This window comes from Aeromonas sp. FDAARGOS 1409 (assembly GCF_019048705.1).
GTDB lineage: Bacteria > Pseudomonadota > Gammaproteobacteria > Enterobacterales > Aeromonadaceae > Aeromonas > Aeromonas sanarellii.
In genome coordinates this window covers 1,408,651-1,429,787 of record NZ_CP077395.1, presented here as the reverse complement: position 1 = coordinate 1,429,787, position 21,137 = coordinate 1,408,651, and the positions used below count along the sequence as shown (strand labels likewise).

Annotated in this window: 15 protein-coding genes, 4 tRNA genes and 2 pseudogenes; 16 read left to right on the top strand and 5 right to left on the bottom strand. The window is 62.4% G+C overall.

The window, feature by feature from the left end:
- The first annotated feature begins 19 nt into the window (after nucleotides 1–19).
- The 8 genes and pseudogenes from I6L39_RS06855 (at nucleotide 20) to I6L39_RS06825 (ending at nucleotide 6,384) form a co-directional block, all read left to right on the top strand.
- A complete protein-coding gene (locus I6L39_RS06855; protein WP_216991391.1) occupies nucleotides 20–151 on the top strand; it encodes a guanylate kinase in 132 nt (43 codons plus the stop codon).
- A 96-nt stretch (nucleotides 152–247) separates the two neighbouring features.
- Entirely contained in the window at nucleotides 248–874 is a 627-nt protein-coding gene (gmk, locus tag I6L39_RS06850) for a guanylate kinase (RefSeq protein ID WP_209794806.1), read from the top strand.
- A gap of 79 nt (nucleotides 875–953) precedes the next feature.
- Entirely contained in the window at nucleotides 954–1,229 is a 276-nt protein-coding gene (gene rpoZ / locus I6L39_RS06845; protein ID WP_005307060.1) for a DNA-directed RNA polymerase subunit omega, read from the top strand.
- A 135-nt stretch (nucleotides 1,230–1,364) separates the two neighbouring features.
- Nucleotides 1,365–3,482, top strand: a complete 2,118-nt coding sequence (gene spoT, locus I6L39_RS06840) for a bifunctional GTP diphosphokinase/guanosine-3',5'-bis pyrophosphate 3'-pyrophosphohydrolase (protein WP_042079042.1) — start codon at nucleotides 1,365–1,367, stop codon at nucleotides 3,480–3,482.
- Nucleotides 3,483–3,589: 107 nt separating this feature from the next.
- Nucleotides 3,590–3,670: pseudogene (locus I6L39_RS20250) on the top strand (tRNA (guanosine(18)-2'-O)-methyltransferase TrmH); the annotation flags it as partial.
- 31 nt (nucleotides 3,671–3,701) lie between these two features.
- On the top strand, nucleotides 3,702–4,448 hold the full coding sequence (gene trmH, locus I6L39_RS06835; RefSeq protein WP_216991390.1) for a tRNA (guanosine(18)-2'-O)-methyltransferase TrmH: 747 nt from the start codon (nucleotides 3,702–3,704) through the stop codon (nucleotides 4,446–4,448).
- Complete coding sequence (locus tag I6L39_RS06830) at nucleotides 4,438–5,478, top strand: alpha/beta fold hydrolase (protein WP_216991389.1); 1,041 nt, start codon at nucleotides 4,438–4,440, stop codon at nucleotides 5,476–5,478. The genes trmH and I6L39_RS06830 overlap by 11 nt, the downstream gene beginning before the upstream one ends.
- Nucleotides 5,479–5,571: 93 nt before the next feature.
- On the top strand, nucleotides 5,572–6,384 hold the full coding sequence (locus I6L39_RS06825; RefSeq protein WP_209794803.1) for a Cof-type HAD-IIB family hydrolase: 813 nt from the start codon (nucleotides 5,572–5,574) through the stop codon (nucleotides 6,382–6,384).
- A 58-nt stretch (nucleotides 6,385–6,442) separates the two neighbouring features.
- Here I6L39_RS06825 and I6L39_RS06820 read toward each other — a convergent pair.
- The 5 genes and pseudogenes from I6L39_RS06820 to I6L39_RS06800 all read right to left on the bottom strand — a co-directional run bounded on the left by I6L39_RS06820 (nucleotide 6,443) and on the right by I6L39_RS06800 (nucleotide 7,584).
- A pseudogene (locus tag I6L39_RS06820) lies at nucleotides 6,443–6,954 on the bottom strand (ricin-type beta-trefoil lectin domain protein).
- A gap of 179 nt (nucleotides 6,955–7,133) precedes the next feature.
- A tRNA-Pro gene (locus I6L39_RS06815) sits at nucleotides 7,134–7,210 on the bottom strand.
- A 64-nt stretch (nucleotides 7,211–7,274) separates the two neighbouring features.
- Nucleotides 7,275–7,360 (bottom strand) — tRNA-Leu (locus I6L39_RS06810).
- Nucleotides 7,361–7,380: 20 nt separating this feature from the next.
- Nucleotides 7,381–7,456, bottom strand: a tRNA-His gene (locus I6L39_RS06805).
- A gap of 51 nt (nucleotides 7,457–7,507) precedes the next feature.
- A tRNA-Arg gene (locus tag I6L39_RS06800) sits at nucleotides 7,508–7,584 on the bottom strand.
- Nucleotides 7,585–7,853: 269 nt separating this feature from the next.
- On the opposite strand from I6L39_RS06800, the gene I6L39_RS06795 reads away from it, so the two are divergent.
- The 8 genes from I6L39_RS06795 to I6L39_RS06760 all read left to right on the top strand — a co-directional run bounded on the left by I6L39_RS06795 (nucleotide 7,854) and on the right by I6L39_RS06760 (nucleotide 21,011).
- On the top strand, nucleotides 7,854–8,444 hold the full coding sequence (locus I6L39_RS06795) for a TetR/AcrR family transcriptional regulator (protein ID WP_042079047.1): 591 nt from the start codon (nucleotides 7,854–7,856) through the stop codon (nucleotides 8,442–8,444).
- A complete protein-coding gene (locus I6L39_RS06790; protein ID WP_042079048.1) occupies nucleotides 8,441–9,547 on the top strand; it encodes an efflux RND transporter periplasmic adaptor subunit in 1,107 nt (368 codons plus the stop codon). The genes I6L39_RS06795 and I6L39_RS06790 overlap by 4 nt, the downstream gene beginning before the upstream one ends.
- Before the next feature lie 15 nt (nucleotides 9,548–9,562).
- Nucleotides 9,563–12,643: a multidrug efflux RND transporter permease subunit gene (locus I6L39_RS06785; protein WP_042079049.1), complete on the top strand. Its 3,081-nt coding sequence runs from the start codon at nucleotides 9,563–9,565 to the stop codon at nucleotides 12,641–12,643.
- A gap of 120 nt (nucleotides 12,644–12,763) precedes the next feature.
- Nucleotides 12,764–14,722 carry an ATP-binding protein gene (locus I6L39_RS06780; protein ID WP_216991388.1) on the top strand — a complete coding sequence of 653 codons (1,959 nt, stop codon included), beginning with the start codon at nucleotides 12,764–12,766 and terminating at the stop codon, nucleotides 14,720–14,722.
- A 76-nt stretch (nucleotides 14,723–14,798) separates the two neighbouring features.
- Complete coding sequence (gorA, locus tag I6L39_RS06775; protein ID WP_216991387.1) at nucleotides 14,799–16,148, top strand: glutathione-disulfide reductase; 1,350 nt, start codon at nucleotides 14,799–14,801, stop codon at nucleotides 16,146–16,148.
- Nucleotides 16,149–16,591: 443 nt separating this feature from the next.
- Nucleotides 16,592–18,274 (top strand): potassium-transporting ATPase subunit KdpA, encoded by a 1,683-nt coding sequence (kdpA, locus tag I6L39_RS06770; RefSeq protein WP_216991386.1) that lies wholly within the window; start codon nucleotides 16,592–16,594, stop codon nucleotides 18,272–18,274.
- Nucleotides 18,274–20,331 (top strand): potassium-transporting ATPase subunit KdpB, encoded by a 2,058-nt coding sequence (kdpB, locus tag I6L39_RS06765; protein ID WP_216991385.1) that lies wholly within the window; start codon nucleotides 18,274–18,276, stop codon nucleotides 20,329–20,331. The genes kdpA and kdpB overlap by 1 nt, the downstream gene beginning before the upstream one ends.
- A gap of 158 nt (nucleotides 20,332–20,489) precedes the next feature.
- Nucleotides 20,490–21,011, top strand: a complete 522-nt coding sequence (locus I6L39_RS06760; protein WP_216991384.1) for a potassium-transporting ATPase subunit C — start codon at nucleotides 20,490–20,492, stop codon at nucleotides 21,009–21,011.
- Nucleotides 21,012–21,137: the final 126 nt, after the last annotated feature.

Here is a 21,137-nt window from a genome sequence, read left to right as displayed (position 1 = left end):
CCCCGGCACCGGAGGCAGAATGGCAGCCAATGTGGGTAACGCTCCCGCAGCAAGCTACGAATATTTTGATCGGCTGGAATATGATTCCGGCCGTTTTTTTATCCGCCCCCATCTGCTAACATTCGCCGCCTTTACATCCTCCTGGCTCTGATTCTTCCGCGTATTGCGAGCAACCGTCTCCCTGTCGGGCACAAGACGGCGGCCTCTGCTACAACCAAAGCGCGGCTCATCGTTTAAAGGTACAGACATGGCGCAACAAGGCACTCTCTACATCATCTCCTCCCCGAGCGGGGCCGGTAAGTCCAGTCTGCTCAACGCCTTGCTGACCAAACACAACAGCGCAGGCAAGATGCAGCTGTCGGTCTCCCACACCACCCGCGCCAGCCGTCCCGGCGAACAGCACGGGGTGCACTACCACTTCGTGCAGGTGGAGACCTTCAAGGAGCTGATCGAGCGCGGCGACTTTCTGGAGTGGGCCGAGGTGTTCGGCAACTACTACGGCACCTCCCGCGCCGCCATCGAGGCCTGCCTGGCTCAGGGGATCGACGTCTTCCTCGACATCGACTGGCAGGGGGCCCGCCAGATCCGCGAACTGATGCCGACCAAGTCCATCTTCATCCTGCCCCCCAGCCGCGAGGAGCTGGAGCGCCGCCTGATCGGCCGTGGCCAGGACAGTGCCGAGGTGATCAAGGGCCGGATGGAGAAAGCCATTGCCGAAATGGTGCACTATGACGAATATGACTATGTCATCATCAATGAAGACTTTGAGCAGGCACTGTTCCAGCTCAGGGCCATCATAGAGTGCCAGCGTCTGGAATTGCGCCAGCAGCAGCAGGCCCAGCAAAACTTGCTGAAACAGCTACTGGCAGAGTAAGCCAAAAACAAGTAAACTTTTGCGTCATTTTTAAACACCGCTTTTTCAATCACAGAAAGCCCAAACACTGGAGTCCCGCATGGCCCGCGTTACTGTAGAAGATGCTGTAAAACAGGTAGGTAACCGTTTTGACCTGGTGCTGGTCGCCGCGCGCCGCGCCCGTCAAATCGCGGTACAAGGCAAGGATCCCCTGGTCGACGAAGAGAACGACAAGCCGACAGTGATCGCCCTGCGCGAGATCGAACTGGGTCTGGTCAACAACCAGGTGATGGATACCCAGGACCGTTACGAGCAGCAAGAGCAGGAAGCCGCCGAGCTGGCTGCCGTTGCCGCCATCGCCGAAGGTCGCGGCTAAGTCAGTCGTTTCCCATAGTCGGCGCCCGCCCGGGTGCCGGCTGTTATCCCCATTTACAACCGCTCGAAAACCTCGCAAACTCGAGGGCATACCCTCAATTTCACGGATTGCCGTTTAACCGCTGCGGGGACTGTCTTGTATTTATTTGAAAACCTTAAAGAAATAGCCAGTTCCTACCTGCCACCCGAGCAGGTTGAGAAGCTCAGGCAAGCCTATGTGGTAGCCCGCGACGCTCACCAGGGACAGATGCGTTCCAGCGGTGAACCCTACATCACCCACCCCGTTGCCGTGGCCCGCATCCTGGGCGACATGCGCCTCGATCACGAAACCCTGATGGCCGCCGTGCTGCACGACGTCATCGAAGATACCCCGGTCACCAAGGACGACCTGGCCGAGCTGTTCGGCAATGCCGTCGCCGAGCTGGTCTCCGGCGTCTCCAAGCTCGACAAGCTGAAATTCCGCGATCGCAAGGAAGCCCAGGTCGAGAACTTCCGCAAGATGATGATGGCCATGACCCAGGACATCCGGGTCATCCTGATCAAGCTCGCCGACCGCACCCACAACATGCGCACCCTGGGCTCATTGCGGCCCGACAAGCGCCGCCGCATCGCCCGCGAGACCCTGGAGATCTTCGCCCCCATCGCCAACCGTCTCGGCATCCACACCATGAAGAACGAGCTGGAAGAGCTCGGCTTCGAAGCGCTCTACCCCATGCGCTCCCGGGTGCTGCGGGAATCGGTGCGTCGCGCCCGTGGCAACCGCCGCGAGATCATCGACTCCATTCAGAGCGAGATTGAGGGGCGTCTGCGGGAAGCCGGCATCGACGCCCAGGTGAGTGGACGCGAGAAGAACCTGTTCTCCATCTACAACAAGATGGAGAAGAAGGAGCTGCAATTCCACGAAGTGATGGATATCTATGCTTTCAGAGTGAGAGTGAAAGACATCGACACCTGCTACCGGGTGCTTGGGCAGATGCACAGCCTCTACAAGCCGCGCCCCGGTCGCTTCAAGGATTACATCGCCATCCCCAAGACCAACGGCTACCAGTCCCTGCACACCTCCCTGGTGGGGCCGCACGGGGTGCCGGTGGAGGTGCAGATCCGCACCGAGTTCATGGACCAGATGGCCGACAAGGGGGTCGCCGCCCACTGGGCCTACAAGCAGGATGGCGACAGCTCGGGCACCACGGCCCAGATCCGCGCCCAGCGCTGGATGCAGAGCCTGCTGGAGCTGCAGCAGAGCGCCGGCAGCTCCTTCGAGTTCATCGAGGGGGTCAAGACCGACCTCTTCCCCGACGAGATCTACGTCTTCACGCCGGAAGGGCGCATCATGGAGCTGCCCGCCGGCGCCACCCCGGTGGACTTCGCCTACACGGTGCACACCGACATCGGCCACGCCTGCGTCGGCTCCCGGGTCGACCGCCACCCCTACCCGCTCAGCAGCCCGTTGCACTCGGGTCAGACGGTGGAGATCATCACGGCGCCGGGCGCCCGCCCGAACGCGGCCTGGCTCAACTTCGTGGTGACCACCAAGGCACGCTCCAAGATCCGCCAGTTCCTCAAGAACCTGCGCACCGAGGAGTCGGTGGTGCTGGGCCGCCGCCTGCTGAACCACGCGCTCGGCGCCAAGAACATCGAAGACATCCCGGAAGCCCGCGTCAAGCAGGTGCTGGCCGACACCAAACACGAGAACCTGCAGGGGCTGCTGGCCGACGTGGGCCTTGGCAACGCCATGAGCGTCATGGTGGCGCGCCGCATGCTGGGAGATGAACTGCCACCGGAAGAGCAGCCCAAATCCACCAGCAAGAAGATGCCGATCAAGGGGGCCGACGGCATGCTGGTCACCTTCGCCAACTGCTGCCGCCCCATTCCGGGGGATGCCATCATCGCCCACATCAGCCCGGGCAAGGGCCTGGTGATCCACCAGGAGTCCTGCCGCAACATCAAGGGCTACAGCCGCGAACCGGACAAGTACCTGCCGGTACAGTGGGAAGTCGACAAGGAGCAGGAACAGGAGTTCCGCACCGGCATCAGCATCGAGATCGTCAACCACCAGGGCGCCCTGGCGGAACTGGCCAACGTGATTGCCGCCACCGGCGCCAACATCCACGCCATCAGCACCGAGGAGAAGGATGGCCGGGTCTATGTGGTCACCCTGCTCATCACCACCAAGAGCCGGATCCACCTTGCCAACATCATGCGCAAGATCCGGGTGATGCCGAACGTGCTCAGGGTGAGCCGACAGAAGAACTGAACACAGGCGGCGCAAGCCGCCTGCTGCTTTTCAAGAGATACCCATGGCCCCATGCGGCAGGCCACCAGCCTTGTTGCGTGGACCAGCCTCACGACATAGAAACCGATATGACTCCTGAACGCCTCAAACGCATTTCCGACATGCTGGCCCAACGCCAGCTCGATTTGACCGTCTGCATGCAAGAGATGCGTGCACAAGCCTCACGACATAGAAACTGATATGACTCCTGAACGCTTCAAGCGCATCACCGACATGCTGGCCCAACGCCAGCTCGATCTGACCGTCTGCATGGAAGAGGTCCACAAGCCGCACAACCTGGCCGCCATCGTGCGTACCGCCGACGCCATCGGCATCCACCGGGTGCACGCGGTCTGGCCCAAGAGCTGGATCCACAAGCGCAAGGGCACCGCCCGCGGCAGCCAGAACTGGGTGGACGTGAAGCTGCATCCGGACATCGGCAGCGCGGTGGCCGAACTCAAAGCCTCCGGCATGCAGATCCTGGCGACTCACCTCTCCGACAGCTCGGTGGACTTTCGCGCCATCGACTACACCAGGCCCACCGCCATCCTGGTGGGCCAGGAGAAGCACGGCATCGGTGAAGAGGCGCTGGCCCTGGCCGATCACCATATCGTCATCCCCATGGTGGGCATGGTGCAGTCCCTCAACGTCTCGGTGGCCGCCGCAGCCATCCTCTATGAGGCCCAGCGCCAGCGCGAACTGGCCGGCTGCTACCAGCGCGGCTGTCCGCTCAGTTTGGAAGAGCAGAACACCATCTTGTTCGAGGGGGGCTATCCCGTCTATGCCCAGCTCTGCAAGGAGAAAGAGATGCCCTACCCCCAGCTCGGCCCGGCCGGCGAAATCCTGGCGGACGAGCGCTGGTGGCAGCAGATGCAGCTGACCCGCAAGGGGTGGGCCGCACAACAGGAAGAGACGATGGAGATGGAGTATCCCGACGATGAAAATTAACTGCCTGCCCTTGCTGGCCCTGACCCTGTTTTCTGCCGGAGCCCTTGCCGTGAACCATGCCGTCCCCCTCACCACAGAGCACGAGGTCCCCGCCCTCTATCAGCAGACCCTGCCCGACTTCTGGCGCCAGCACGCCGTCGAGGGGGCCTTCAAGGGCAAGGACGGGATCACCATCCGCTACGCCGCCCTGCGCCAGGCCAAGGTGGACAGAGCCATCCTCATCGTCAACGGCCGGGTCGAGAGCTATCTCAAGTACCAGGAGCTGGCCTGGGATCTGTGGCGCCAGGGTTACAGCCTCTACCTCATCGATCACCGCGGCCAGGGGCTCTCCGGCCGGATGCTGGCGGACCCCGAGAAGGGGTATGTCGACCAGTTCGACGATTATGTGGTGGATCTCAAGCAGTTCCATGACGAGGTGATCGCGGCGGACAAGCCCGCCAAGCTGTTCCTGCTGGCCCACTCCATGGGCGGCGCCATCTCGGCCCGCTATCTGGAGCGCTGGCCGGACGACATCCAGGCGGCGGTGCTCTCCTCCCCCATGATGGGCATCAATCTGGGCGGCCTGCCCAAGTGGCTGGCCAAGGGGCTGGCGGCCACCATGGGCAGGGTCGGTGGCTGGTTTGGCGAGGCCCCTTATGGTCCTGGCCAGGGGCCTTACGAGGATCACGGCTTTGCCGACAACGAGCTGACCCACAGCGAGGCGCGCTATCAGGCCTTCCGGCAGGTCTATGCGCAGCATCCGCAGATCCGGCTGGGGGGTGCCACCGCTCACTGGATCCACCAGGGCATCGCCGGCTCCGATGCCGCCGTGGCCGACGCGGGCGCCATCAAGACGCCGCTGCTGGTGCTGCAGGCCGGCGACGACAGCGTGGTGGACAACGCGGCGCAGGATGTCTTCTGTGCCAACACCCGTTGCGAAGGGGGCAAGCCGCTTCGCATCGAGGGGGCCTGGCACGAGCTCTTCATCGAGGCGGATCCCCAGCGCCAGGCCGCGCTCATCGCAACCCTGGCCTTCTTCGCACGCTACTAGCGGATGGTTATTTTTTGTACCCCTAAATAAATGGGGTCGCGGGAGCGGTTGCTGTACACTGCTCCCGCTTTCATTCGTAACCCCGAGGTGATGATGTATAAGGTCGTTGTATCCGATCTCGATGGTACCCTGCTCAACGGGCAGCACCAGATCTCCCCCCGTACCCGGGATACCCTGCACCGCCTGGTGGCACAGGGTGTCAAGTTCGTGGTGGCCACCGGCCGGCACCATGTGGACGTGCGCAGCATCCGCGACACCCTCGGACTCGATATCTATCTCATCACCTCCAACGGCGCCGTGGTGCACGACAAGCAGGATCAGCTGGTCTACAACCAGGCGCTGCCGAGCACGGTCGCGGCCGAGCTGATCGCGCTGGAGCGCGATCCTTCCATCCACATCAACGTCTACTACGGTGACGAGTGGCTGGTGGAAGAGGAGATGCCCTGGCTGCTGCAGTTCCATCACGACTCCGGCTTCAGCTACCGTCTGACCGATCTCGCCAGCCACCCGCTGGACAAGATCAACAAGGTGTTTTACATCGGCGACCACGAGAAACTGCTGCTGATCGAGGCCGAACTCAACCAGCGTTACGGCGACCGGATCAACGTCACCTTCTCCCTGCCGGACTGTCTCGAGGTGATGCACGCCGGTGTGCACAAGGGCAATGCCGTGCGCGCCGTGCTGGAGCAGCACGGGCTGGAGATGTCCCAGGCGGTGGCCTTCGGCGATGGCATGAACGACTTCGAGATGCTGAGCATGGTGGGTCGTGGTGTGGTGATGGGCAACGCCCACGATCGCCTCAAGCTGGCCCTGGCGCACCATGAGCAGACCCTCACTTCCGATGAAGACGGTGTCGCCGTCTATCTGGAGCAGCTGTTCGCACTGACCGGCGTCAACGTCGCCTGACCCCTTCCGCCATGGGCATCCCCTACCCATGGCACCATCCTCTGCAACGACCTGCGCCTCAGCGGATGAGGCTTTTCAGATCCGGCAGTGTCATCATCCCCTCTTCCGGCTGCCACGCGAAACTCTGGTTGGCGCCGCCGTAACATTCGGCCAGTCGCAGCGGTGTTCCCGGCTGGTGGCGACGTCCAGCCACGTCCAGGCAGAGGCCGGTCTTGCGGTTGAACAGGCGATCCCCCTGCCACTGCCATTGGCGGCTCTCATCTCCACACTCGGCCATGGCCAGCTCTCCCTCCCCTCTGGCGACCAGGCAACGCTGCGCCAGTTGCAGGGCGCCGGCATCCCAGCTGAATTGCTGGCGGACACTCAGGTCACAAGGCTGGGTGATCAGCCGCTCCCGGGCATCCATGGCCACGCAGAAGCCCCCGTCTGTCACCAGCGCCGAGGCAGGGGGGGGCTCTGCATGGGGGCGGCCCCCATCAGGAGCTCGTCGGGTTGCGGCTTGTAGGCGCAGCCACCGAGGGCCACGACAGCCAGCGCCAGGGCGTTGGCGCGAACAGTGTTAGGGGACATAGGGCATGCAGGCCTGCAGTGTGTTCGATCACGAATGCCCGCGGATAGCGGGTCAGCCCCAGCATACCCGAAGCCTGTACGGGAAAGAGCTAACTGAATTGTAAACAGACGTGACAGAGCGGAAAGGCCGCCAGAGGACAGAAAGCAAAAAACCCCGCATGGCGGGGTTTTTCAGAATGTGGTCGGTGATAAAGGATTCGAACCTTTGACCCTCTGGTCCCAAACCAGATGCGCTACCGGGCTGCGCTAATCACCGAAACTATTTTGATTTTACAAAAAACAAAGACGACCCTGTGGTCATCCTCGTTATACAGCAAGTATGGTGCGAAGAGAGGGACTCGAACCCTCACACCCGGGGGGCACTAACACCTGAAGCTAGCGCGTCTACCAATTCCGCCACCTTCGCATACCTGACAAGCTGTAAAATGGGGTGGCTGATGGGGCTCGAACCCACGACAACCGGAATCACAATCCGGGACTCTACCAACTGAGCTACAGCCACCACAGCTGTTTTTCGTTCTTCAACACGCCCGTTTAACCGGCGCACGTTGGATGGTGCGCCCGACAGGATTCGAACCTGTGACCTCTGCCTCCGGAGGGCAGCGCTCTATCCAGCTGAGCTACGGGCGCTACGCTGTCGAACGGGGCGCATTATTGATGATGGCGCTCACCTTGTCCACTCTTTTTTTGACACAAAGAATCAAGTGACTGTTTTTCAATCACTTTCGGTCCTTTTCAAGTATTTTTGTTTTGTTCAGCCTGGATCCAGCTTTACCCGCTACTTTTGACTCCCCTCATACAGCCACCATACAGCGATCGATGACGGGCAGAGTCTTGACTTGCCTCACGACCCACCTAGAATGAATGAACGTTCATTCAGTCATTGATTTCTGATAACCATGGATAAGAAAGAACGCATTTTTGAAGCGGCTCACGAGATCCTCGGCGAGCAAGGCTTCTACGGCCTTTCCATTGCCGTGGTCGCCAAGAAAGCCAAGGTGGCGGCAGGGACCATCTATCGCTACTTCAGCGACAAGGATGATCTGATCCGCCAGCTCTATCAGCACACTATTCTCAAATGTCATCCCCTGGTCATGGAGGGCGTGCAGATAGAGGAGGTGTCATATCGGCAGTATCGCCGCCTCTGGCTCAACATAGATGCCATCTTTACCAGCTACCCCAATGCACTCAAGTGCAAATTGCAGTACGAAAGTTCTCCATTGGGGGCTGAATTGGAGCGGGATCCGGTCATAATGGCGACGTGGGCGCCACTTGAGCGCTTCTTCGAGCAGGGACGCCAGCAGGGACTCTTCATCGACCTCCCCGTCCTGGTGTTGCAGGCATTGAGTCTGGATTGCGTGGCCAACCTGGCACAGCAACGCCGGGTTCACGATTTCGAATTGACGCAGGAACAGCTGGAGACGGTCATCCGGGCCAGCTGGAATGCCATTTTAAACCCTAATGTTTCCATCACAGGAGCCTGTTCATGAAAAAGTGGATGGCCGTCATGCTGCTGATAGCACTCGCCCTGTTTGGCAGTGTCATCGGTTTCAATATGTTCAAACAGAAGAAGATCGCAGAGTTCATGGCCAATCGTCCCGAGCCTGAGTTCCCGGTCACCGCCATGGTCACCAAGGCCCAGGACTGGGTCCCCACCATAGAGGCGATCGGCTTCATCGAGCCGAACCAGGGGGTCACCCTCTCCAGCGAGCTGTCAGGCACCATCGACGCCATCCGGTTTGAATCCGGGGCGCACGTCAAGGCGGATCAGCTGCTGCTGAGCCTGGACTCCAGCGTGGAAAAGGCCAACCTGAACTCTTCCCAAGCCAGACTGCCGGCGGCCCGAGCCAAGTTCGAGCGCTACAAGAACCTGTACCAGAAGAACTCCATCTCCCGGGACCAGCTGGATGATGCCGAGGCGAGCTACCGCTCCCTGGAGGCGGACATCGACAGCCTGAAGGCCACCATAGCCCGTCGCGAAGTGCGCGCCCCCTTCAGCGGCGCCGTGGGCCTGCGCAATGTCTTCCTCGGTCAGTACCTGGAGCCGGGAACCGAGATAGTGCGGCTGGAAGACACCAGCGTGATGCGCCTGCGCTTCACCGTGCCCCAGACCGACATCTCCAGGATTACCCTGGGCCAGACCATCAAGATCAACGTGGATGCCTATCCCCAGACCCAGTTTGACGGCCAGATCACCGCCATCGAACCTGCGGTCAACTACCAGAGCGGCCTGGTCCAGGTGCAGGCGGACATCCCGAACAACGAGGGTCAGCTCCGCTCCGGCATGTTCGCCCGCGCCAGCATCATACTGCCCACGGTGAAGGATCAGATCGTGATCCCGCAATCCGCCATCTCCTTCACCCTCTATGGCGAGAACGTCTACGTCATTCACGAGGTGGACGGCGTGAAACGCGCCAAGCAGGTAGTGGTCAAGGCGGGTGAGCGCCGTGGCAACGACGTCCATGTGCTCTCCGGCATCAAGGCCGGCGATCAAATCGTGCTGTCGGGCCAGGTTCGCCTGAGCAACGACACCAAGGTACGCGTGGTCGAGAACGATGCCCTCGCCGTCCCGGCACAAACCCCGATGCTGTAAACGCGGAGATCTGCGATGCGATTTACCGACATATTCATAAAACGGCCGGTGCTGGCGATCTCGCTCAGCTTCCTGATAGCCCTGCTGGGCTTCCAGGCCATCTTCAAGATGCAGGTGCGGGAATACCCCGAGGTCACCAACACGGTGATCACGGTCACCACCAGCTACTACGGCGCCAGTTCTGACCTGATCCAGGGCTTCATCACCCAGCCGCTGGAGCAGGCGGTCGCACAAGCCGACAACATCGACTTCATGACCTCCTCGAGCCAGCTGGGCAGCTCCACGGTAACGGCCTACATGAAGCTGAACACCGACCCCAATGCCGCGCTGTCCGACATCCTGGCCAAGGTCAACTCGGTGCGTTCCCAGTTGCCCAAAGAGGCGGAAGACCCCTCGGTCACCTCCTCCACCGGCTCCACCACGGCGGTGCTCTACATGGGCTTCACCAGCCCTGAGCTCAACTCCAGCCAGATCACCGACTACCTGGAACGGGTCATCAAGCCCCAGCTGTTTACCGTGGGCGGGGTCTCCAAGGTGGATCTGTACGGCGGGGTCGAGTTCGCCCTGCGGGTGTGGCTGGATCCGGCCAAGATGGCCGCCTTTGACCTGACCTCCAGCGACGTGATGACGGTGCTCAACAGCAACAACTATCAGTCAGCCACCGGCCAGGCCACGGGTTACTTCACCCTGTTCAACGGCAACGCCGAAACCCAGGTCAGCAACATCGAGGAGCTCAAGCGCTTGGTGGTGGCGACCCGGGACAGCAAGGTGATCCGCCTCTCCGACATCGCCAAGGTGTCGCTGGAGAAGAGCCACGACATCTATCGCGCCAGCGCCAACGGCCGCGAGGCCGTGGTACTGGCCATCAACGCGGCGCCGACCGCCAACCCCATCAACATCGCCCACGATGTGCTGGAGCTGCTGCCGAGCCTGAAGAGCAACATGCCGAGCACCATGCAGGTGAACGTCCTGTATGACTCCACCATCGCCATCAACGAGTCCATCCACGAGGTGATCAAGACCATCCTCGAGGCGGCCGCCATAGTGCTGGTCGTGATCACCCTGTTCCTGGGTTCGTTCCGGGCGGTCATCATCCCCATCATCACCATACCGCTGAGCCTCATCGGGGTGGTGATGATGATGGACATGTTCGGCTTCTCGATAAACCTGATGACCCTGCTGGCCATGGTGCTGGCGATCGGCCTGGTGGTGGATGACGCCATCGTGGTGCTGGAGAACGTCGACCGTCACATCAAGGAAGGGGAAGAGCCGTTCCGGGCCGCCATCATAGGCACCCGGGAGATCGCCGTGCCCGTCATCGCCATGACGGTCACCCTGGCCGCGGTGTACGCGCCCATCGCCCTGATGGGGGGCATCACAGGCTCCCTGTTCAAGGAGTTCGCGCTGACCCTGGCGGGGGCGGTCTTCGTCTCCGGCATCATCGCCCTGACCCTGTCGCCCATGATGTGCGCCAAGATGCTCAGGGCCAACGAGGAGCCGGGCAAGTTCGAGCGTACCGTGCACGATCTGCTGGACCGGATGACGGCCCGCTACGACAGCATGCTGCATGCCGTGATGCAAAAGCGCATCGTGGTCATCCTGTTCGCCGTCATCGTGTTCGCCAGCCTGCCGCTGCTGTTCAAGTTCATCCCGAGCGAATTGGCACCGTCCGAGGACAAGGGGGTCATGGCCGTGCTGGGCACGGCGCCCTCCAACGCCAACCTGGACTACATCGAAAACACCATGGCGGACGTGAACAAGATCCTGGACGACCAGCCCGAGATCGCCTACTCCCAGGTCTTCTCCGGGGTGTTCAACGCCAACCAGGCCTTCGGCATCGCCTCCATGGTGCCCTGGAGCCAGCGTGAGGCGAGCCAGAAAGAGGTGCTGGATCGGGTCGCCGGTCTGGTGCAGGGCATCCCCGGGATGGCCATCACCACCTTCCAGTTCCCCGAGCTGCCGGGTGCGTCGAGCGGTCTGCCCATCCAGTTCGTCATCACCACCCCGAACAGCTTCGAGAGCCTGTTCCTGATCGCGGGTGAGATGCTGGCGGCCACCCAGGCCAACGGCCAGTTCGTCTATTCGGATCTCGATCTGAACTACGACTCGGCCACCATGAAGATCAGCATCGACAAGGACAAGGCGGGTGCCTACGGCATCACCATGCAGGACATCGGCATCACCATGGGCACCATGATGGCGGACGGTTACGTCAACCGTATCGATCTGGATGGCCGCTCCTACGAGGTGATCCCGCAGGTGGAACGCAAGTACCGCCTGAACCCCGAGTCCCTCAAGGGCTACTACGTGCGTGCCGCCGACGGCAAGTCGATCCCGCTGGGCAGCCTGATCAAGATTGAGGTGGTGGGCGAGCCCCGTGCCCTGCCCCACTTCAACCAGCTGAACTCCGCCACCATAGGCGCCGTTCCGGCACCGGGTGTGGCCATGGGGGATGCGATCAACTGGTTCAAGGCCACCGCGGAAGAGAAGCTGCCCCAAGGCTATCGTTATGACTTCATGGGGGAAGCCCGCCAGTTCGTGACCGAAGGCAATGCGCTCTACGCCACCTTCGCCCTGGCCCTGGCCATCATCTTCCTGGTGCTGGCGATCCAGTTCGAATCGGTGCGCGATCCCCTGGTGATCATGGTGTCGGTGCCGCTCGCCATCAGCGGCGCGCTGATCGCCCTGGCATGGGGCATGGCCACCATGAACATCTACTCCCAGGTCGGTCTCATCACCCTGGTCGGTCTGATTACCAAGCACGGCATCCTGATCTGCGAGGTGGCGAAGGAGGAGCAGCTGCTGCACGGCCTGAACCGGATGCAGGCCGTGATGCAGGCCGCCAAGGTGCGTCTGCGTCCCATCCTGATGACCACGGCAGCCATGATCGCCGGTCTGATCCCCCTGCTCTATGCCTCGGGGGCGGGCGCGGCCCAGCGCTTCAGCATCGGCATCGTCATCGTGGCGGGGCTGGCCATCGGCACCCTGTTCACCCTGTTCGTGCTGCCGGTGATCTACACCTTCCTGGCCTCGGAGCACAAGCCGCTGCCGGAATTCGACGAGTCCATTCCGGCCAAGGCCAAGGGCGGTCACTGATCCCTGCCCACACAAACAAGGCCCCGAAAGGGGCCTTATTTTTATCCATTTGATCACACACGACACAAGTCCATGAAGCAGTTACACTAAACCGTTCTCAATCCAGACCGCAAGGACGCCATGTCAGGACTCTTCTCCAAGGCCGTCGGCCTTAACGGACTCTCATATCGTCTGCTTTCCTACATTCTGATCTGCAGCACGTTGCTGGCGCTGGCCATCACTGTGCTGCAGCTCGCCTGGGACTACAACAAGGACGTGACCGTCATCGAGGCCAGCATCGACCAGATCGAGGCCTCCTTCCTGCAGCCCATCTCCGCCAGCCTGTGGAACCTGGATGAAGAGCAGGTCAAGGTGCAGATCGAGGGCATCATGAACCTGCCCAACATGCAGTTCGTCATGGTCAAGGAGATGCTGGGCAACTCCGAGGTGCCCCTGCTGACCCAGGGAGTGGAGCAGGCCCAGTACGACATCTCCCGCGAATTCACCCTCAGCTACCAGGGGGAAGTGGTTGGCAAGCTGTTCGTCGCCGCCTCCCTGGATCAGGTCTATCAGCGCCTCATCGAGAAGTCCGTGCTGATCCTGGTCAGCCAGACCATCAAGACCCTGGTGGTCTCCTTCTGCATCCTGGTCATCATCTACTATCTGGTGATCCGTCATATCAACCGCATCGTCAGCTACGCCCAGAAACTGAGCCTGGATCGCCTGGCGGTCGAGCTGACCCTGGAGGGGCGCCCCCTGCCCCGCAAGCATCCGGACGAGTTCGATGCGCTGGCCGCCACCCTCAACCAGATGCGCACCCGGCTGAACGACGAATTCACGGCCCGCCACCAGGCCGCCGATCAGCTGCAACAGGAGCGGGACTTCTCCGCCACCCTGATCAACTCCGCCAACATGGTCATCTGCTGCATGGAGCCGGATCTCAACATCGCCAGCATCAACCCGGCGGCCATACTGCTGACCGGCTATCACCATGAGGAGCTGCTGCAGCACAACTGGCTGGATCTGTTCGTCAGCCAGGAGCAGCGCGACGAGCTGGCCGCCATCCTGACCGAACAGGGGGCGCTGGAGGACAGGGAGATCACCATGCACGACCAGCAGGGCAACGAGCTGGTCCTGCAGTGGACCTTCGCCCCCTTCTATGAGGGGCCCAATCTCAAGTACCTGATCGGCTTTGGCTACGACATCACCCCCCTCAAGAAGGTGGAGCGGGAGATCACCCTGTTCAACGAGCAGCTGGAAGGCAAGGTGGCGGAGCGTACCCGCAGCCTGAGCGATGCCAACGAGCAGCTCGGCAAGGCCTACGACGATCTCAAGCAGGCCCAGCAGACCCTGGTGGAATCGGAGAAGATGGCCTCCCTCGGATCCCTTGTCGCCGGCGTGGCCCACGAGATCAACACCCCCATCGGCATCAGCGTGACCGCCTCCTCCTATCTGCAGGAGCGAGTCGTCGACTTCAAGCAGCACCTCGAGGCCAAGCAGCTCTCCCGCTCCTACCTCAACGAGTTCACCCAGAATCTCGACGAGTCGATGCAGCTGCTGCAAGGCAACCTGAGGCGGGCCTCCGAGCTCATCGCCAGCTTCAAGCAGGTGGCGGTCGATCAGTCGTCCGAGGCGCGCTACAACTTCAGCCTCGCCGACAACCTGCACCAGGTGGTGGTCTCCCTCGGCTACAAGCTGAAGAAGGCCCAGTGCGAGGTCGACATTCAATGCGATCCCAAGCTGACCCTCTACTCCTTCCCTGGCAGCTTCACCCAGATCTATTCCAACCTGATCCTCAACTCCATCCATCACGGTTTCGATGACTGGGACAGACCCAGAAAGATCACCATCAAGGTGGAGCAGCAGGGAGACGAGCTGGTCATCGACTACAGCGACAACGGTCGCGGCATCCCGCCGGAGATACTGCCGCGCATCTTCGATCCCTTCGTCACCTCCAAGCGGGGTCATGGCGGCAGCGGGCTCGGCACCCACATCATCTACAACCTGGTGGTGCAACTGCTGCGCGGCCGCATCCACTGCGCCAGCGAACCGGGACAGGGTGCCCAGTTCCACATTCGCCTGCCCATCCAGCAGAACTGAGCACCGGCTCTTGTGAGCCGGCCGCTTTGTCCCCATCATGCTGTGATTGCATCCTCAACGAGCGGAGAACCTCGCAATGGCACAGCATTTTGACTACATCGCCATCGGTGGCGGCAGCGGCGGCATCGCCTCGGCCAACCGGGCCGCCATGTACGGCAAGAGAGTCGCCCTGATCGAAGCCAAAGAGCTGGGTGGCACCTGCGTCAACGTCGGCTGCGTGCCGAAGAAGGCCATGTGGTATGCAGGCCAGATCGCCGATGCCCTGAAATACGGTGCCGACTACGGCTTCGACACCACCCTCAACCACTTCAGCTGGGCCAGGCTGGTCGAGTCCCGTCAGGCCTACATCGGCCGCATTCACCAGTCCTACCAGAACGTGCTGGGCAAGAACCAGATCACCGTCATCAAGGGCTTCGCCCGCTTCGTCGACAGCCATACCGTCGAGGTGAACGGCGAACAGTACACGGCCGATCACATCCTGATCGCCACCGGCGGCCGCCCCGAGGTCCCGACCATTCCGGGTGCCGAATTGGGCATCGACTCCGACGGTTTCTTCGACCTGCAAAGCCAGCCCAAACGGGTCGCCGTGGTGGGTGCCGGCTACATCGCCGTGGAGATCGCCGGCGTGATGCAGGCGCTCGGCTCGGAGACCCATCTGGTGGTGCGCAAGCACGCGCCGCTGCGCAACTTCGACCCCATGATCCACGAGACCCTGGTGGAGATCATGGCGCAGGAAGGGCCCAAACTGCACACCCACGCCATTCCCAAGGCCGTCATCAAGAACGCCGACGACAGCCTGACCCTGCAACTGGAAGATGGTCGCCACCTCACCGTCGACTGCCTCATCTGGGCCATCGGCCGCGTCCCGGCCACCGACAGCCTCAATCTGGCCGCCGCCGGCATCGAGCTGGACGAGAAGGGCTTCATCCCCACCGACAAGTTCCAGAACACCAATGTCGCCAACGTCTATGCCGTCGGTGACAACACCGGCCGCATCCAGCTCACCCCGGTGGCCGTCGCGGCGGGCCGCCGCCTCTCGGAGCGGCTGTTCAACAACAAGCCGGGCGAGCACCTCAACTACGATCTGGTGCCGACCGTGGTGTTCAGCCACCCGCCCATCGGCACCATAGGGCTGACCGAGCCGGAAGCCGTCGCCGAATACGGGGAAGATCAGGTCAAGGTCTACCGCAGCCAGTTCACCGCCATGTATTCGGCCCTGACCCAGCATCGCCAACCCACCCGGATGAAACTGGTCTGCGTCGGACCGGAAGAGAAGGTGGTCGGCCTGCACGGCATCGGCTTCGCCATGGACGAGATCCTGCAAGGCTTCGGCGTCGCCATGAAGATGGGCGCCACCAAGGCGGACTTCGACAACTGCGTCGCCATCCATCCGACCAGTGCGGAAGAGCTTGTAACGATGCGCTGATGGCCGTGTGAGGGGGAGAAATTCGAGGACTGTTCGACAACTGCGTTCTCCCTCTTCATCCCACCAGCGCGGAAGAGTTTGTGACAATGCGATAAGCGTGTTTGAAGCTGGCCTGTCACCATCAGACCACTCTCAGCCACTTGCTACCAAACCCGGCCCAAGCCGGGTTTTTTGTGCCTTGCCCGTCCACCAGCCGGCAACACCCGCCTTCTTTACGCCGATTTTACGCCCGCTCCCGGCCGCTTTATGGCGCCTTTACGCCCGTTTTACATACCCTTTCAGCGTCAATGAGACCTATGGGATCGACACGGATATGCATCGATCCCTGACGCTAATTACCTCAACGGAGTCGTTATGAATTGGCTATATCTGCTGCTGGTCCTCGCCCTGCTGGGCTATCTGCTGCGCGCACTCACGCGCAGTCATGAATGAGGGACCCCATCATGTGGCAAGAGATCATCTATCCAGTCGCCTTCGTGCTGCTGGTCCTGCTGCCGGCCCCCCTGCTTGGCAGTTACATGTACAGGGTGTTCGAGGGGCAGACCCGCTGGTTATCCCCCGTCGAGCGAGCGATCATGGCCTGCTGTGGGTCCGATGGACGGGAGCAGGACTGGAAGGGCTACACCATCAGCCTGCTGGCCTTCAACGGTGCCGGCTTCGGCCTGCTGTTCCTGATCCTGATGGCGCAGGGGCTGCTGCCCCTCAACCCGCAACAGCTGCCCGGGCTGAACTGGCAACTCGCCTTCAACACCGCGGTCAGCTTCATGACCAACACCAACTGGCAGGCCTACTCCGGCGAAGCCAGCCTCTCCTACTTCAGCCAGATGGTGGGGCTCACCACCCAGAACTTCGTCTCCGCCGCCACCGGTGCCGCCGTCGCCGTCGCCCTGTTCCGCGGCATCGCCCGCCAGCAGACCACCCACCTCGGCAACTTCTGGCAGGATCTGGTGCGCTTCTGCCTCTACGTGCTGCTGCCCATGGCATTCGTCATGGCGCTGCTGCTGGTCTGGCAGGGGGTGCCCCAGAGCCTGTCGGCCTACCTGCCGTTCCACGCCCTGGAAGGGCAGGAGCAGCTGCTGCCGCTCGGCCCGGCGGCCTCCCAGATCGCCATCAAGCAGCTCGGCTCCAACGGCGGCGGCTTCTTCGGCGTCAACTCGGCCCATCCGTTCGAGAACCCGACGGCCTTTACCAACTGGCTGGAGATGGTCGCCCTGCTGACCCTGGCCTCCGCTCTGGTCTGCACCCTGGGTCGCTACGTGAAGCACAGCGGCCACGGCCGCGCCATCCTCATCGCCATGACCATCATGCTGGTGCTGGGGCTCTGCCTCGCCATCGGCCAGGAGCTGAAACCGGATCCCGCCCTCGCCCACCTCACCAGCGAAGCCGGCAACTGGGAAGGCAAGGAGAGTCGCTTCGGCCCCGTGCTGTCCAGCATCTGGGAGGTGGCCACCACCGCCGCCTCCAACGGCTCGGTCAACGCCATGCACGACAGCTTCACCCCCCTCGGCGGCATGGTCGGCATGATCAACATGCTGCTGGGTGAAGTGGTGTTCGGCGGCGTGGGCGCCGGCATCTACGGCATGATGCTGTTCGTGCTGCTGACCGTGTTTCTGTGCGGCCTGATGGTGGGGCGTACCCCGACCTATCTGGGCAAGCGGCTCGGCATCACCGAGATGAAGTGGGTGGTCGCCAGCATGCTGGTGATGCCGGTCGGGGTATTGGTGATCGGCGGCATTACCCTGCTGATGCCGAACTCCGCCACCGTCATCGGTCACGATGGCCCCCATGGCCTGTCACGACTGATCTATGCCTACGCCTCGGCCGCCGGCAACAACGGCTCCGCCTTCGCCGGCTTTGCCGCCGCCGACAGCTGGCAGTGCATCGCCATCGGGCTGGCCATGCTGCTCGGTCGCTTCGGCTACATCATCCCCGTGATGGCCATCGCCGGCCAGCTGGCCCGCGCCCAACGCCAGGAGGTGGGCACAGGGGAATTCCCGATTAGCGGCCCGCTGTTTGTGACCCTGCTGATCATCACCGTATTGCTGATAGGCGGCCTCTCCTTCCTGCCCGTGCTGGCACTGGGACCCTTGGCCGAACACCTCACCCTGATGCAGGGAGCTTTCTAATGAGCAAATCCATTTCAGTGACCACCGGCACCGACAAGGTCAAGGCCAAGTCACGTCGTTCACAGGTTGCCATGGCCATGATTGAAGCCCTCTATCGCTTCAATCCCAAGGCGCTGTTTGGCAGCCCCATACTGTTCACCCTCTGGCTGGCCGCCGTGATGGCGACCGTCGAGTCCCTGCTGGGCCAACCCCTGTCCGGGGTGGCCCCCAGCCTGGCCTGGCAGCTGACCGCCTGGCTCTGGCTCACCCTCTGGTTTGCGAACTTCGCCGAGACCCTGGCCGAAGGGCGCGGCAAGGCGCGGGCCGACAGCCTGAAGGCGGGTCTGAGCCAGCTCAAGGCGCGCAAGGTCACCCATCCGCGGGATACCAGGGGCGAGTGGGTACCCGCCACCAGCCTGCTCAAGGGCGATCTGGTGCTGGTTCGCAGCGGCGAGATGATCCCGGCGGACGGCGAGGTCATCGCCGGCATCGCCTCGGTCAACGAGGCGGCCATCACGGGGGAATCCGCCCCGGTGATCCGCGAGTCGGGCACCGACCGCAGCGGCGTGACCGGCAACACCACAGTCGTCTCCGACGAGATCTGGATCCGGGTCAGCAACAACCCGGGGGAAAGCACCCTGGATCGCATGATCGCCCTGGTGGAAGGGGCCAAGCGCCAGAAGACCCCGAACGAGATGGCACTGGACGCCCTGCTGGTGGGGTTGACCCTGATCTTCCTGCTGGTGGTCGCCACCCTGCCCTGGTTCCTCAATTACAACGACACCCAGGTCCCGCGTCTCTATCTGATCGCGCTATTCATCACCCTGATCCCGACCACCATAGGCGGCCTGCTCTCCGCCATCGGCATCGCCGGCATGGACAGGCTGGTGAAGCTCAACGTGATCGCGAAATCCGGCCGTGCCGTGGAGGCCGCCGGTGACGTACGCACCCTGCTGCTGGACAAGACCGGCACCATCACCTTCGGCAACCGCATGGCGGACGAGCTGATCCCGGCACCCGGGGTGGATCCCTCCTTGCTGGCCCAGGCGGCCATGCTGGCCTCCCTGGGTGACAACACCCCGGAGGGCAAGTCCATCTTGACCCTGGCCGGCAAGAGCATGGCCAAGCCGAGTCAGCTGGAGAGCGACAAGGTGATCCCCTTCAGCGCCGAAACCCGGTTGAGCGGGCTGGATCGCAACGGCCACCAATACCGCAAGGGGGCGGTGGATGCGGTGCTGCGCTACCTCTCCCTCGAGCGCAAGGGGGTGCCCGAGCTCATCCTCAAATCCGTCGATCACATCGCCCGCCAGGGGGGCACACCGCTGCTGGTCTGCACCCACGAGCAGCTGCTGGGGGTGGTGTACCTCAAGGACATCATCAAGCCCGGCATCAAGGCACGCTTCCAGACCCTGCGCCACATGGGGATACGCACCGTGATGATCACCGGGGACAACCCGCTGACCGCCGCCGCCATCGCCGCCGAGGCCGGGGTGGACGACTTCATCGCCGAGGCGACCCCGGAGAAGAAGCTGGCCTACATCCGCCAGGAGCAGGCAGACGGCCGCCTGGTCGCCATGTGCGGGGATGGCGCCAACGACGCCCCTGCGCTGGCCCAGGCCGACGTGGGGCTGGCCATGAACGAGGGGACCCAGGCCGCCAAGGAGGCGGGCAACCTGGTGGATCTCGACTCCAACCCCACCAAGCTGCTGGACGTGGTGCTGGTGGGCAAGCAGTTGCTGGTGACCCGCGGCGCCCTGACCACCTTTTCCATCGCCAACGACGTGGCCAAGTACTTCGCCATCCTGCCGGCCCTGTTCATCGCCGCCTATCCGCAGCTGGGGGTGTTGAACCTGATGCAGCTAGGCAGTCCGGAGAGCGCCATCCTGTCGGCCATCATCTTCAACGCCCTGATCATAGTGGCGCTGGTGCCGCTGGCCCTGCGCGGGGTCAGCTTGCAGGAGTCGGCCGCCAGCTTGCTGCGCCGCAACCTGCTGATCTATGGCGTCGGTGGCCTGATAGTGCCCTTCATAGGCATCAAGTTGATCGACCTGGTCATCACCGGCCTGGGGCTGGTGTGATGAAAACGCCGCGCGATGGTATCCACGGCCCGATCGTGCACCCATACATCGGCATCAAGCTGATCGACCTGGTCATCACCGGCCTGGGGCTGGTGTAACGGCATCAACGGATGCGGGGCAGACCCGCATCCACTCAACACATTTGGAGCAACCACATCATGATCGCAATCAGAACCCTGCTGACCCTGACCCTGCTGCTGGGAGTAGGCTACCCGCTGGCCGTCACCGGGCTGGCCCAGGTGCTGTTCCCCTGGCAGGCCAACGGCAGCCAACTGGCCAATGACAAGCAGCAGCTGATCGGCAGCGCCCTGCTGGCCCAGAAGTTCGAGCGGGCGGAGTACTTCCACTCCCGCCCCTCCGCCACCGACTTCGCCACCATCGGCAGCGGCGCCAGCAACCTCGGCATGAGCTCCCCCCTGCGGGCCGAGTTTGCCAATGAGGCGGCCAAGGCCCAGCCCGGCAACCCGTCACCGACCCTGCTGACGCGCTCCGGCTCGGGGCTGGATCCCCACCTGCCGCTGGATGCTGTGCTGTCCCAGGTGGACAGGGTGGCCAAGGAACGGGGACTGGATCCCGCCGTGCTGACGGAGCGGGTCAAATCGGCGACACAAGCTGGTATCCTTGGCCCGCAAGTGGTCAACATCCTCGAGCTGAACCTGCAGCTCGATAAGGACGCCTGATGATGATGACCCGGCAGCTTGTGCCGGGTCTGCCATTTGGCTGAGACAGAGAAACACGACGACAGTCCAGGCTGACTCGGTGACATACAGGCAGTGATACAGATTCTTGAGCCGAGCCGGCTACCG

Coding starts and splice junctions, on each gene's coding strand:
- I6L39_RS06855 (WP_216991391.1), top strand. CDS start 20: ATGGCAGCCAATGTGGGTAACGCTCCCGCAGCAAGCTACGAATATTTT.
- gmk (WP_209794806.1), top strand. CDS start 248: ATGGCGCAACAAGGCACTCTCTACATCATCTCCTCCCCGAGCGGGGCC.
- rpoZ (WP_005307060.1), top strand. CDS start 954: ATGGCCCGCGTTACTGTAGAAGATGCTGTAAAACAGGTAGGTAACCGT.
- trmH (WP_216991390.1), top strand. CDS start 3,702: ATGACTCCTGAACGCTTCAAGCGCATCACCGACATGCTGGCCCAACGC.
- I6L39_RS06830 (WP_216991389.1), top strand. CDS start 4,438: ATGAAAATTAACTGCCTGCCCTTGCTGGCCCTGACCCTGTTTTCTGCC.
- I6L39_RS06825 (WP_209794803.1), top strand. CDS start 5,572: ATGTATAAGGTCGTTGTATCCGATCTCGATGGTACCCTGCTCAACGGG.
- I6L39_RS06795 (WP_042079047.1), top strand. CDS start 7,854: ATGGATAAGAAAGAACGCATTTTTGAAGCGGCTCACGAGATCCTCGGC.
- I6L39_RS06790 (WP_042079048.1), top strand. CDS start 8,441: ATGAAAAAGTGGATGGCCGTCATGCTGCTGATAGCACTCGCCCTGTTT.
- I6L39_RS06785 (WP_042079049.1), top strand. CDS start 9,563: ATGCGATTTACCGACATATTCATAAAACGGCCGGTGCTGGCGATCTCG.
- I6L39_RS06780 (WP_216991388.1), top strand. CDS start 12,764: ATGTCAGGACTCTTCTCCAAGGCCGTCGGCCTTAACGGACTCTCATAT.
- gorA (WP_216991387.1), top strand. CDS start 14,799: ATGGCACAGCATTTTGACTACATCGCCATCGGTGGCGGCAGCGGCGGC.
- kdpA (WP_216991386.1), top strand. CDS start 16,592: ATGTGGCAAGAGATCATCTATCCAGTCGCCTTCGTGCTGCTGGTCCTG.
- kdpB (WP_216991385.1), top strand. CDS start 18,274: ATGAGCAAATCCATTTCAGTGACCACCGGCACCGACAAGGTCAAGGCC.
- I6L39_RS06760 (WP_216991384.1), top strand. CDS start 20,490: ATGATCGCAATCAGAACCCTGCTGACCCTGACCCTGCTGCTGGGAGTA.